General features: G+C 59.1%; 8 protein-coding genes. 2 read left to right on the top strand and 6 right to left on the bottom strand.

The genetic code is table 11. The features are described from left to right. The first annotated feature begins 186 nt into the window (after window positions 1-186). Together araA and GSQ82_RS16895 are read left to right on the top strand one after the other, a co-directional pair. Complete coding sequence (gene araA / locus GSQ82_RS16900; protein ID WP_158793346.1) at window positions 187-1,683, top strand: L-arabinose isomerase; 1,497 nt, start codon at window positions 187-189, stop codon at window positions 1,681-1,683. 16 nt (window positions 1,684-1,699) lie between these two features. Continuing rightward, window positions 1,700-3,748 (top strand): beta-galactosidase, encoded by a 2,049-nt coding sequence (locus GSQ82_RS16895; RefSeq protein WP_158793345.1) that lies wholly within the window; start codon window positions 1,700-1,702, stop codon window positions 3,746-3,748. A 3-nt stretch (window positions 3,749-3,751) separates the two neighbouring features. On the opposite strand, the gene GSQ82_RS16890 is transcribed toward GSQ82_RS16895, so the two are convergent. The 6 genes from GSQ82_RS16890 to GSQ82_RS16865 form a co-directional block, all read right to left on the bottom strand. After that, window positions 3,752-6,895, bottom strand: a complete 3,144-nt coding sequence (locus tag GSQ82_RS16890) for an efflux RND transporter permease subunit (protein ID WP_158793344.1) — start codon at window positions 6,893-6,895, stop codon at window positions 3,752-3,754. After that, window positions 6,892-8,211 carry an efflux RND transporter periplasmic adaptor subunit gene (locus GSQ82_RS16885; protein WP_254061700.1) on the bottom strand — a complete coding sequence of 440 codons (1,320 nt, stop codon included), beginning with the start codon at window positions 8,209-8,211 and terminating at the stop codon, window positions 6,892-6,894. Before GSQ82_RS16885 ends, GSQ82_RS16890 begins: the two co-directional genes overlap by 4 nt. A 2-nt stretch (window positions 8,212-8,213) precedes the next feature. Continuing rightward, complete coding sequence (locus GSQ82_RS16880) at window positions 8,214-9,665, bottom strand: TolC family protein (protein WP_254061699.1); 1,452 nt, start codon at window positions 9,663-9,665, stop codon at window positions 8,214-8,216. Between the two features lie 26 nt (window positions 9,666-9,691). After that, window positions 9,692-10,732 (bottom strand): YncE family protein, encoded by a 1,041-nt coding sequence (locus GSQ82_RS16875; RefSeq protein WP_158793343.1) that lies wholly within the window; start codon window positions 10,730-10,732, stop codon window positions 9,692-9,694. Window positions 10,733-10,810: 78 nt separating this feature from the next. Continuing rightward, the gene (locus GSQ82_RS16870) at window positions 10,811-12,268 is read right to left on the bottom strand and encodes a cell wall metabolism sensor histidine kinase WalK (protein WP_158793342.1); all 1,458 of its coding nucleotides are present in this window, start codon (window positions 12,266-12,268) and stop codon (window positions 10,811-10,813) included. Further along, complete coding sequence (locus GSQ82_RS16865; protein ID WP_158793341.1) at window positions 12,265-12,975, bottom strand: response regulator transcription factor; 711 nt, start codon at window positions 12,973-12,975, stop codon at window positions 12,265-12,267. Before GSQ82_RS16865 ends, GSQ82_RS16870 begins: the two co-directional genes overlap by 4 nt. Window positions 12,976-13,319 lie beyond the last annotated feature (344 nt).

Genomic DNA, 13,319 nt, shown 5'->3' with positions numbered 1-13,319 from the left:
CTTCACCGAGCGGATGGAGATGGGCCGGGCATTTTCAAAAGAATGGATTGACAGGCTGTAAAAGAGGCGCATACCATTTTGCCAGATTGAGTAAACCTTTTCTCAAATTTGATACCTCCATATTTGAGAACGAATCGCTATCTGGATACAGCACTTAAAACGATATTTAGAGAATTGGGAAAACAGATGAAACCGTTGAAGTCTTTGGAAGTGTGGTTTGTTACCGGGAGTCAGCATCTGTATGGGCCGGAGACGCTGGCCCAGGTGAAGCAGAACTCGCAGACGATTGCTGGAGCTTTGGATGGAGAGACGGTGGTGCCGGTCTCGATCGTCTTCCAAGGCGTGATGACGACGTCGGATGAGATACGGGAGTTGTGTCGACGGGCGAACAATGCCGAGGTCTGCATAGGGCTGGTGTTCTGGATGCACACGTTCTCTCCGGCGAAGATGTGGATTGCGGGACTGTCGGCTTTGACGAAGCCGTTTCTTCATCTGCATACACAGTTCAATCGTGAGTTGCCGTGGTCGACGATCGATATGGACTTTATGAACCTGAACCAGGCTGCGCATGGGGATCGTGAGTTCGGATTTCTGACGGCTCGGCTGAGACTGCCGCGCAAGGTGGTGGCGGGTTACTGGGGCGATCCAGTGATCGTGAGTGAGGTAGCAGCGTGGAGCCGGGCGGCGGCGGGCTGGCATGAGGCACAGCACCTGAAGGTCGCACGCTTTGGCGACAACATGCGCGAGGTGGCGGTGACGGATGGAGACAAGGTGTCTGCGGAGGCGCGGTTCGGCTTCAGCGTGAATGGATATGGGGTTGGCGACCTGACGGCGCGGATGGCGACGTTCTCGGATGGCGAGGTGGATGGGCTGGTGAAGGAGTACCGCGATACCTACCGGATTGCGCAAGGGCACGATAAGGCTGACTCGATGCGCACGGCGGCGCGGATTGAACTTGGCCTGCAGGCGTTTCTTGAAGAGGGTGGATTTGGCGCGTTTACCGATACGTTCCAGGATCTGCATGGGCTTGATCAGCTTCCGGGGATCGCGGTGCAGCGATTGATGCAGCGGGGGTATGGCTTTGGCGGGGAGGGCGACTGGAAGACGGCGGCGCTGGTACGGATTATGAAGGTGATGGCCGAGGGTATGGCGGGCGGCACTTCGTTTATGGAGGACTACACCTACGACCTGGGCGGGACGGCGACGGTGCTGGGTTCGCACATGCTGGAGGTGTGTCCGACGATTGCAGCGGATACGCCTTCGCTGGAGGTGCATCCGCTGGGGATTGGCGGTAAGGCGGACCCGGTACGGCTGGTGTTTACGGCGCCGAGCGGACCTGCCGTGGTGGCGTCGCTGGTGGATATGGGCAATCGGTTTCGGCTGATCGTGAATGAGATTGACGTGATTCAACCGGAGGAGCCGCTGCCGATGCTGCCGGTGGCGCGCGCGGTGTGGGTGCCGAGACCGAATCTGAAGGTGGCGGCGAGTGCGTGGATCTACAGCGGTGGAGCGCACCACACGGGGTTCAGCCAGGCTTTGACGGTGGAGCACCTGGAGGACTTTGCGGAGATCGCGGGGGTTGAGTTGATCCGGATCGATGGAGAGACACGCATTGCGGAGTTGAGACGTGAGCTTCGCTGGAACGATGCTTCTTATTCGATGGGAGCGTTGCGGCAGATTTGATTTTAGAATTGCTTGCATGAAGCTACGCGTTTGTTTGTCCGCTCTCGTCCTGCTGAGTTCCCTTCCGATGGTGACGCAAGCGCCGCTTCCGACTGCACCACGCAAGCCCGCGCTGCTGCTGGGTGCGGCGTGGTATCCGGAGCAGTGGCCGGAGTCGCGCTGGGATGCGGACCTGGATCTGATGGAGGCGGCGCACATTAATTTTGTGCGTGTGGGGGAGTTTGCGTGGAGCACGATGGAGCCGGCGGAGGGCAAGTATCAGCTGGACTGGCTGGAACATGCGGTGCGGGCTGCGGAGCGGCATCACATTGCGGTGGTGATGGGAACGCCGAGCGCGGCTCCGCCGGCGTGGCTGACGACGAAGTATCCGGAGACGCTGCGGACGAAGCTGGATGGAAGCAAGGACAGCCATGGCAATCGGCAGCAGTTCGACTGGAGCGACCCGAAGTACAGGGAGCTGGCGCGTGCGGTGGCGGAGAAAATGGCGGAGCGGTTTGGGCACGATCCGAATGTGATCGGCTGGCAGATCGACAACGAATATGCCAACGAGAGCTATGGGGCGAGCACGCGGGTGCAGTTTCAGGACTGGCTGCGGGCGAAGTATAAGACACTGGATAATCTGAATGCGCGATGGACGACGAGTTACTGGAGCGAGAGCTATCAGGACTGGAGACAGATTCCGATTGAGGCGGCAAATGGGAATCCGGGGCTACTGCTGAACTGGAGGCAGTTTGTTTCGGATACGTGGAGGAGCTACCAGAAGAATCAACTGGACGTGATTCGCGCGCATGCGGAGCCAAGGCAGACGATCACGACGAACATGATGGGATGGTTCGATGCGTATGACCACTACACGGTCTCGCAGGATCTGGACTTTGCGTCGTGGGACGACTATGTGGGGACGGGACAGCTTGACGTAGTACGTAACAGTGCTACGCACGATTTGACGCGAGGATTTTTGCGTAAGAACTTCTGGGTGATGGAGACGCAACCGGGCTTTGTGAACTGGAGCAAGGATAATAATGCGTTGAACAAAGGCGAGGTACGCGCGATGGCATGGAACGCGGTGGGCCATGGCGCGGAGGCGGTGGAGTACTGGCAGTGGCGCAGTGCGCTGAACGGACAGGAGCAGTATCACGGGACGCTGGTGGGCGCGGATGGGACGCCGGTTCCGCTGTATGACGAGGTGAAGGCGCTGGGCGTGGATTTTGAAAAGGCCGCGCCGGTGTTGGCTGGAACGACGGTGGAGAGCGAGGTTGCGGTACTGCAGGACTACAACAGCCGATGGGCAATTAATTGGCAGAGGCATAATCAGGCGTTCGATCCGGTGGAGTCGCTGCTGAGTTTTTATGGGCCGCTGCGTGCGCTTGCGGGGTCGGTGGATGTGGTGTCGGATACGGCGCCGCTGGGGCGCTACAAGCTGGTGGTTGCGCCTGCGCTGAATGTGTTGACGCCGGAGGCAGCGAAGAATCTGGAGGCGTATGTGCGCGGCGGCGGGCACCTGGTGCTGGGGCAGCGCAGTGCGATGAAGGATGAGGACAACAGTCTTGCTACGCAGCGGCAGCCGGGGGCGCTTGCCGATTTACTCGGGGCTCGGGTGGAGCAGTTCTATGCGCTGGATAAGACGGCGCCGATTGAGGGCCAGTGGGGCGCGGGAGAGGATGCGGTGTGGGCGGAGTTGATTGGGGTGCGGTCGCCGGAGACGCAGGTGGTGATGCGGTATGGCAAGAGTAATGGGTGGCTCGACGGGCAACCGGCTGCGGTGACGCGCAAGGTGGGTAAGGGCAGCATGACTTATATCGGGGCGGCACTTGATGCGCAGACGATGAAGGCGGCGGCGAAGTGGATGATGAGTGAGAGCGGGGCGCAGGGGGTGTTTGCTGCGGTGCCGGATGGGGTGGATGTGGCTGTGCGATCGGGCGAGGGGAGGCGCGTGGTGATCTTGACTAACTATGCGGCGGATACGCAGACGGTTGCGCTGCCGGGAGAGATGGAGAGTGTGTTGACGGGGGAGAAGGTGTCGACGGTGGTGCTGAAGCAGTATGACGTGGTGGTGTTGCGTTAGGGATTAGCTTGATTGTCGGCGCGTTGTGAGCTGGTAGTAGATTGCGGGCGTGACGATGAGGCTGAGGGCGACTGAGATGATGAGGCCGCCGATGACTGCGATGGCGAGGGGCTGGAGCATCTGTGAGCCGGCGCCGAGTGCGAATGCTAAGGGGAGCATGCCGCACATGGCGGCTGTCGCGGTCATGACGATGGGGCGGAGGCGGCGCTGAGCGGCTTGGGTCATGGCGTGGAGTGGATCGGCTCCGGCGGCGCGGGCGCGATGATCGGCGTCGAGGAGGAGGATGCCGTTTTTTGCGACGATGCCGATGACCATGATGAGACCCATGAAGCTGGCTACGTTGAAGTCTGTTCGGGTGACAAGAAGCGCGAGGACGACGCCGGAGATGGAGAGGACGGAGCTGGTTAGAATGGCGATGGGGGCGGCGAAGTTGCGGAACTCTGCGAGTAAAACGCCGAAGACGAGAGCGAGGGCGAGGAGAAGTACCTGCGCTAGTTCGCGGAAGGATTTTTGCTGCTCTTCGTAGGTGCCTCCGTACTCGACGCGGACGGTTGAAGGGAGGTTAAGTTTCGCTACTGCTTGCTTGACCTTGACCATGACGTCGCCGAGGTTTGAGCCTTCGAGGCGGCCGCTGACGATGATGACTTGCTGGAGGTTTTCGCGGCGGATCTCGTTTTGCGGCGGGAGTTCTTTGATGTCGGCGAGGGAGCCGAGGGTGGCGGTGTGGCCGGTGGTGGAGTTGAAGACAGTGTTCTCTATGGCGCTGAGTGAGGCTCGATGTTCGTCGGAGAGGCGCACACGCACGGTGTAGGGTCTGCCGTCGACGATGACGGGATCGGTGGCGGGCAGGCCGTCGAGTAGCGAGGTGGCGTCTTCGGCTACCTCCTGCACGGTGAAGCCAAGGCGGCTGGTGACTGCGGGATTGACTTGGAAGGTGGTGGCTGGGCCGCTGAGGGTATTATCGACGCCGTTCTGGGTGTCGACGATGCCGGGAATGGCGGCGATTGCGGTCTGAACTTTTGGGCCGAGATCGTGGAGGAGCGAGGCGTCGTTAGAGAAGAGCTTGATCTGAACGGGTTCGGGTGAGTTGGAGAGGTCGTTGATCATGTCCTCAAGGACCTGGGTAAACTCGACGTCGAGTTCGGGGACTTGCTCTTTGATCTTTTGACGGACGTCCGAGATGATGTCGTCGATGGGGCGCGAACGTTTTGATTTTAGGCGGACGGAGATGTCGCCGGTGTTGGCTTCTGTGACGGCTGCGAGTCCGAGTTGAAGGCCGGTGCGGCGGGTGGTGATGGAGACCTCGGGAACGGTGCGGAGAATTTTTTCGACACGATCGAGGGCTTTGCCGGTGGTTGCGAGGGAGCTTCCTGCGGGCATGATGTAGTCGAGGATGAAGCTGCCTTCGTCCATGGATGGCAGGAGGTCCGATCCTAGCGCGTTGTAGGCGAAGAGGCCGATGAGGATGAGAGAGAGGGAGATGGCTGCGAGTGCCCAGGGGCGGCGGATCGTCCAGCTCAGCAGGCGATGATGATCGGCCAGGATTCGGCGCATGACGGGGCCGTTCTCTTCATGGTTGCCTGCGCTGCTCGTTGGGTCTGGTTCTGGTGTGGTTTCGGAGGTTTTTCTCTGATGGCCGAGGAGCGAAAGTGAGAGTGCGGGCGTGAAGGTCAGGGCGAGGAGGAGCGATGTGAGCAGTGAGGCTGTCATCGTTACTGCGAGTGCGCGGAAGAAGCTGCCGGTAACGCCGGTGACTGCGATGAGAGGAAGGAAGACGACGACGGGAGTGATGGTGGAGCCGATGAGGGGGACGGTGATTTCGCGGAGTGCAGAGCGGACGGCTTCTGTACGGGACTGACCGCGATCACGGTGGACGATGATGTTTTCTACGACGACGATGGCGTCGTCGATGACGAGGCCGATGGCAGCGGCGAGGCCCCCGAGGGTCATGAGGTTGAAGCTTTGGCCGATGATCCAGAGGAACAGGATGGTGATGGCTACGGTGACGGGAATCACCAGGCCGGCTACGAGAGACGAGGTCCAGTCGCGCAGGAACAGGAAGAGGATGATGCATGCGAGGAGGAGCCCGATCAGGATTGCATCGCGAACGCTGGCGATACTTTCGCGGACGAGCTCTGACTGATCATAGAAGGGTGTGAGGTGAACGCCGGGGGGGAGGGTTCTGCTGAGTTGAGAGATCTCGGCGGCGACGGCGTTTGCTACTGCGACGGTGTTGCTGGAGGACTGACGCGTGATGTTGAGGAGAACCGCGGGTTGGCCGTTGGCGTCTACGGAGGTGTAAACGGGAAGGGTTGCGGGGGCCAGGATGGCGACGTCCGAGATGCGGACGGGGGCGCCGGAGCTGGTGGTTTTGACGACTAATTGCCCTAGCTGATCTACGTTGTGGGCTTGTGCGCCGACGAGTCCGAGGATGAGTTGATGGTCGGCTTCGTAGAGACCGGGGGAGTCGATGATGTTCGATGTCTGAACGGCGTTGACGAGATCGAGGACGGTGACTCCGGTGGCCTGAAGGCGAGCGGGGTCGGGAACGATGTGGAACTCAGGAACTTTGCCGCCTTGTACGACGACGGTGCTTACACCGGTGACGCGATTGAGAGGCGGCTTCAGATCGTAGGTGGCGATCTGCCAAAGATCAGTCTGAGAGACGGTGTGGGGACCGCGGTCATCGGCGATGAGGGCGTAGCCGAGGATGGGGAAGGTGGCGAAGGTGAGACGGTTGGTGGTGATCCTTGCGGTGGTGGGAAGGGTTGACTGGATCTTCGCGAGTGCGGAGTCGGTGAGTTGAAGCGTGCGCGACATGTCGACGTTCCAGTCGAAGAAGAGGCTTATCTCTGCCGAGCCGCGGCTTGTGGTGCTGCGCACTGTCATCAGGCCGGGGACGCTGTTGACGGCGTCTTCGATGGGCTTGGTGATGATGACCTGCATCTGTTCGACGGGCATGACGCCGTTGTCTACACCGATGACGACGCGGGGAAAGTTTGTATCGGGAAAGACGGAGATGGGCACCTGAAACGCTGCGTAGATGCCAGCTATGGTAAGTAGGGCGAGGAAGAAGAAGATCGGCTTGGAGATGCGGGATAGCCAGAAGTTTTGGTCTTCGTCTACGCTGGGAGTTTGGAGGCTCACTCTTTGCCTCCGGCTTTGGGATCGCTGGAATCTGAGTCGCCAGAGTCTTTGGTTTCTGCTGGTCCGATCTTCACCTTTGTGCCGTCGTCCAGGCCGTAGCCTCCTGTGACGATGACGGTGTCGCTGGACTTGAGGCCGCTGAGGATCTGCGTGGATTCAGTTGTTTGAATGCCTACGATGACGTTGCGTTTTGCGGCGGTGCCGTCAGGAGCGATGACCATGACGACTTTGCCTGCGCCTTCTGTGGAACGATGAAGAACCTCGCTGGGGATGAGCAGTGCGCTTTGTGCGGTGCGGCCTTTGAGAGTGGCGTGGACCGTGGTTCCAGCTTTCAACTTGCCAGTTGCGTTTGCAATACGAAGCCAGACTTCGACAGTAGTGCTTCCTGGGTCGAGCGCGGGACTGATGAGAGAGACCTTAGCATCGATGGCTTCGTCGAGACCGGGGACGGAGATGGATGCGGTCGATCCTACGCTGAGCTGCTGCGCCTGCGATTGTGCGATGTGAAGTTTTGCGATCATGGTGGAGGTGTCCATGACGGTGATGACCGGGGTGCCGGTGGCAGCGGTCTCCCCTGCGAAGAGAGGGCGATCAGTGACGACGCCGGAGATTGGGGTTCGGATGTTGGTGTAGCTAAGCTGCGCTTGTGCTCCGAGGTATTTACCTTCGGCAGATGTAAGTTGTCCTTTGGCGGACTCGAGCGAGGCGCTGGTGCCGATCTTGGTGAGAGATTCGTACTTCAACTTAGCGATGTCGTAGGCGGCCTGGGCCTGGGAGGCTGTGGTCTGCGCGGTGTCGAAGTCGCGGCCTGGAATTGCGCCTTGTGCGAGCAACTGTCTGCGACTATTCAAGATGCTGTTGTCGAGGTCGAGCGTAGCTTTCGCCTGTTCCAGATCCAGACGCGCGCGTGTCTGCTCTTCCGGTACGGCGGATTGGGTGGCGGAGGCGTAGGCTCCCTTCGCGGCGCTGTAGGCGCCTTTGTTGTCGAGGGCGGCGGCTGCCAGATCTTCGTTCTCAAGCGTAGCGACGAGTTGGCCGGCTGTGACATGTGAGCCGCGTTGGACGTAGAACTTTTTGATTGGAGCGGAGATCTTCGGCAGAATCGCTGCCTGGGCTACTGGTGCGAGGGTTGCGTCGGCTTCGATCTCTTCAGTGATTGCGCCGATCTCAGGATGGACTGCCTGCACGGTGACTGTGGGCTTGGCTTCCGTGTTGTCGTCAGCCTTCTTGCAGCCGCTGAAGACGAGTGCGATTGAGAAGAGAAAGAAGAACACTAGCGCGTTGCGAGTTCCGGGTTGAGTCGTCGTCTTGTTCACGGTTAGATCTTTCCGGTAAGCAGTTGGAGGTTGGCGAGGGCGAGTTGATAACGGATGGTTCCATCCTGAGAGGCGAGTTCCGCCGTGGTGAGCGAGTTCTGCGCGTCGACGACCTCGAGGACAGTGGACTCTCCGGCGGAGTAGCGAAGACGTGTAAGACGCAGACTCTCTCGAGCGGTCTGAACGCTGAGGTCGAGGGATTTCATCTGATCGTGGGCGAGGGCGGCCTCGGCGTAGAACTCTTCGAGCTGCGCGATGAGCGTGCGTTGTGTGGAGGTGAGAGCAACTTTGGCGGCGTCGCGGAGTATGTGGGCTTGCTTGATTCTGTGCTGCGTGGCGAGCCAATCCCATACTGGAATGTCGAGCGTCGCGGAGGCGGAGTAGCCGAGGTTACGGACGCCAGCGGGTCCGTTGACGGCGAACTCGGGTGCGTCGATACCGTATGCGTAGTTGAGGACGAGATCGGGTAGATAGGCGGCGCGGGCTGTGGTGACGTCGGCGTCTTTCAAACGCAGCGTGGCGAGTGCGCTTTTTAGCTCTGGATTATTGTTGGCTGCATCGGCCTCGACTGTTGCGCGATCTGGCAGCTCGGTCGAAGCGGAGGGTGCCACGGCATAAGGCGAGCGAGGATCGGGGAACAACAGGACACCGAGATCGAGTTGGGCCTTCTGCAGCTGCAGTTGAGCGTCGGCTAGGTCGCGCTGCCGCTGCTGCAGGGTTAGTTGCGCCTTGATGACGTCGGCATGTGCGACTTCCCTTTCGACTTCGCGCTGCTGTGCCTGGGTGACAAAGTTGTCGGACTCGCTGGCGGCGCGCTGTTGGATTGCAATCCGACTCTGCGCGGCGATGAAGTTATAGAAGAGGCCGACGACGGCTGAGGTGAGACCTCGGCGGCTGATCTCCAGTTCAGCGTTTGCGACGGACTCTGCTGCGCTTGCGCGTGCAAGAGCACTGTATTGAGCGGCTCCGATCGTCTCTGTGACGACTGCCTGGCTTGTGTACTCGCGGACGGCGTTGTTGGCGATGAACTTTGGGGCAGACTGCATGCCGATCGAGCCAGCCTGATTTTCCGCACCGTTCGGCTGGGTGTAGAGGTACTGGTTGTGATAGACGACGGAAGGAAGTAAGGCCGACCGGGCGATGGAGTGATCGAGTTGGGCGGTCTTACTCGTTGCGACTGCGGCTGCGAACGTGGGTTCGTTGGTTCGTGCGAGGGCAAGCGCCTGTTCCAGCGTGATGGCTGATCCGCTTTGAGCTGTGTCTTGACCGACTGCTTGTGATGCGGTGTTTACAGCGGGTTGGGCTTCGGAATTCGCTTGCGGAGTGTGGATTGACGAAGTTGGCTGCTCGAGCGTGGACATGTTCTGCCATGCTCGAGCTTGAGGTGAGAAGCCGAGGAGAACCGACGCACAGAGAGTAACGACGATGGCCGAGATTGGAAGTGGTGGCTTCATGGTTTGCTCTAGGACACTTGTCGGGATCAGTCTCGTCCGATGACGAGCACGGTGAAGCTGCCTGGCACGACGGATGGCCTGGGACGCGGTGTTACGGGAGTTGCTGGCGGAGTGGCACCGAACTGTGCCGTGACGGTGTAGATCTTCCCTGTTACGGGGTCGAGTGCCATGGTGCGCGCACCTTTCATCGTGGGCAGCCTTTGCAGAACAGGATATCCCGGCTTCCCTGCGTCGACGACGGTGAGTGTGCCTTCGCCGTTCGAAGAAAAGGCGAGCTTCCTGGTCGGGTCATAGGCAGCCGCGTCTGGTCCTTCTCCAATTGTTGGGGTTCCGAGTGATTTGCCGGTGCTGGAGTCGGTGATGGCCATCTTCTTTCCGTCGCATACGGAGAAGAGTCGTCCGCCTGTGCGGTCGAACGCCAAACCGGAAGGAGAGTCGCATCCGGTGAGTGGCCAGGTAGCGGTGATCTGTTGGGTTTTAGCGTCTAGCCGGACGATCTCATTCTTATCTTCGATGTTGACGAAGACTGTTCCCTTGTCGTCGCTAACGGGGAACTCTGGTTTGCCAGGCAGGGCCGTTGTACCAACGACGGTGCGGCTCGCTACGTCGATGATGGTTGCACTCTTGCTTGTGCCGTTGAAGGCCCAGAGAGTATTCGTCGAACGTTCGTAGGTCATTCCATCTGGGTTGGTACCGGCTGGAATCGTCGCAAGGGTTGCAAAGCTGCTCAAATCAAATGCCACCACATGGTTGGCACCGCCATCGGAGACGAAGCCGACTTTGTGGTCCGGTGATATCACGATGCCGTGGCAACGGGTGAGGCCTTCGACGGCTCCGAGCAGTTTGCCGGTGTTGGTATCGACGACGTCGACACGAGTCTGGTGGGCTATGTAGAGGCGATGCGCATTCGGATCAACGGTGAGGTAATCCCATCCGCCGGTACCGCCGATGGCCCAACGCTGTTCGATCTGAAGTGGCTTTTGCGCTTGGGACGGCGCCGCCGCGACACAGATGGCCAGGATAGAAGCGGCAAGAGAAAGACTGAGGGCTTTACGGCAGTTCGGCATGAGAGGCTCCGCGCGGAGATGCGCACAGTGTGCGTTCTTTCACTATCGCAAAGCGAGCTTAAGGGATGCTTAAGATGATCAGGTTCCTTCTGCGGTGGGGGATGTGGAGGCGATCACCTCTTCCGGCTGGCTATTATTTTGAGCCAGAGGGAGTAGGACGACGGCGGTGGTGCCCTGGCCAGCCTGGCTTTCCAGGCGAATCTCTCCGTGGCATCGTATGACGATTGCCTTTGAGATTGCGAGTCCGAGGCCGGTGCCTCCAGTTCGCCGACTGCGAGAGGGATCTCCGCGATAAAAGCGATCAAATACGTGCGGAAGGACGTCGGGGTGAATACCGTCTCCGTCGTCCTCGATCCGCAACTCTGCTAAGGGTCCGCGCAGGAAGATCATTGCGCGCACTTCACTACCGGGCGCGCTGTGCTGCAGGGCGTTCTGGAGGAGATTGGAACAGAGCAGGTGAAGTTGGTCGGCATCAGCTTGAACCGGTGCTGAAGCCTCGGCGTGTACGACCATTCGAATCTTAGACATCTCAGCAAGCGTCTGGAACTGATCGGTTACATCCAGTAAAACACTTTCTAGTTCGACTGTCTGCGAGGTGTTCGGCTGTTGGGCTTCATCTTCAAGCCTGGCGAGTGTGAGCATTCTGGCGACGAGCTCTTCCATACGTTCGGAGTCAAGTTGAACTCGCTCAAGTCCGGCTTCGTATTCCTTGGCAGACCGCGTCCTCATTGTGAGGACCTGCAGAGAAGATTTTAGGACTGCCACTGAAGTCTTCAATTCATGGGCCGCGTCGCTGACGAACTGTCGCTGTTGCATAAAGGCCTGTTCGAGACCGTTGAGTGCAGACTCGATAGCAGATACTAAAGGTGCGAGTTCACGCACGTAACGCGCTTGACTGGACGGTCCAAGATTCCAGGTGTTCACTGAGATCTGCCCTGCCTGATCGGCTAGTTCGTAGAGGGGTTGAAGCCCGCGCCGCAGTAGATAGAAGAGAATAAAGCCAGTGATTGTAAGAAGAACTAATCCGGCGCACGCGTAGAAGAAGATAGCGTTACGAACGCGCTCCCACACAGGATGAGTGCGAGAGCCGTAGAGAATGACGACGTGTCTGGCTACACCGCCGCCAGCATCGCCTGGATCGACCATGCGGAGGCCGGGCATGCGGATGACGCGGTAGTGCACACCGGATACGGTTAGATTACGAAATTCTCTTGTGTCATTCGACGCTGCCAGCTGTTCGCCGCCGGGCCAGTTATGGGAGCCGAGCAAGCGACCTCGCTCGTCCCGAACGACGTAGATATCGTGCTTCGGCGTGAGGCCCTGGGTGCCGTCGAGCATTACGTTGTCCTGAGGATCCTCCGCATCCTGAACGGCGCCTAGTAGAGAATCTGCGCGGCCGCGAAGCATTACGTCGAGCGCTCGAAAGTTGGAGACTACCTCGTAGGTGCTGGCGATACCGATGAGAACGAATACGGAGCAGAGTTCGACGAAGAGCACTGCGGTAATGAGGCGTCGGGTTAGAGAGTAAACTTTCACCTCGACTGGACCCCATCTTCCTTGGCGTTGGTCTGTTCGGCTACGAGTCTGTAACCACGGCCGCGCAGGTTCTCGATACTCAGGTGATTCGCTCCGTCACCGAGCTTGCGGCGAAGGTTTGAGACGTGCGCTTCGATGACGTTGGAGTGGTGCTCCCAGTTGTAGTCGTACATATGCTCAAGCAGTTCACGCTTGGATACGACTGTGCGGGGACGATGCAAGAGGTATTCAAGAATCCGATACTCCATGGGCGAGAGCGTGACCAGGGAGCCGGCTCGGAGGACGGTTTGTTCGCCGGTGTGAAGTTCGATGTCGCCGAGTCGGAGGGTGGGAGTTGCGACTCCTTTGCCACGGCGAATGAGCGCCTTGGCTCGGGCGATGAGTTCTCCGAGATCGAATGGTTTTTGGAGATAGTCGTCGGCGCCGTCGTTTAGAAGCTGGATGATGGAAGCTCGCTCGCTGCGGGCTGTAAGTACAAGAACGGCAGTGTGATCGCCGCGAGCGCGGATGCGACGAAGTACGGTTGGGCCGTCCACTACTGGGAGCATGAGATCGAGAATGATGAGGTCGTAGCAGAGATTTTGCGCCAGATCGAGGGCTGTCAGGCCGTCTTCGGCGTGATCGACGGCAAATCCGGGGCCATCGCGCAGCGCCACTGCTACATTCTCGGCCAATCGGATCTCGTCCTCAACCAGGAGCACACGCATAAGGTAATCTCAACACTTTCAGCTTAAGGGAGCCTTAAGGCTACTCGTTCCTCAGCGTGAAAGTTCCGGTTTTTTCTGGCGAGTGGGTTTGTGGCGTTTTGCTGGGTTTTTGGTAAAAGTGGGCGTTTTAGCGTGGTGGATTGCTGGTGAGTTGTGGTAATTAGCGTGGTGGACCTGGTGTTTTGGCGGTCACTTTTTTGAGGTGGAAATATGTGACAGGGTTTGGGATTTATTTGGGAGGGCTTCGGCGTAGGGCGGGCCAGAGAATCACGTGTGGGTGTAGATACATTTTCGCGGTGGAAATCGTCATCATAGAAGTATGGTTAGACAAAACGGGCTCCCTG

The organism is Granulicella sp. L60 (assembly GCF_009765825.1).
GTDB lineage: Bacteria > Acidobacteriota > Terriglobia > Terriglobales > Acidobacteriaceae > Edaphobacter.
The sequence above is the reverse complement of the archived record's forward strand: the minus strand, read 5'-3'. Positions and strand labels throughout refer to the sequence as shown.

Coding starts and splice junctions, on each gene's coding strand:
- araA (WP_158793346.1), top strand. CDS start 187: ATGAAACCGTTGAAGTCTTTGGAAGTGTGGTTTGTTACCGGGAGTCAG.
- GSQ82_RS16875 (WP_158793343.1), bottom strand. CDS start 10,732: ATGCCGAACTGCCGTAAAGCCCTCAGTCTTTCTCTTGCCGCTTCTATC.
- GSQ82_RS16880 (WP_254061699.1), bottom strand. CDS start 9,665: ATGAAGCCACCACTTCCAATCTCGGCCATCGTCGTTACTCTCTGTGCG.
- GSQ82_RS16865 (WP_158793341.1), bottom strand. CDS start 12,975: ATGCGTGTGCTCCTGGTTGAGGACGAGATCCGATTGGCCGAGAATGTA.
- GSQ82_RS16895 (WP_158793345.1), top strand. CDS start 1,700: ATGAAGCTACGCGTTTGTTTGTCCGCTCTCGTCCTGCTGAGTTCCCTT.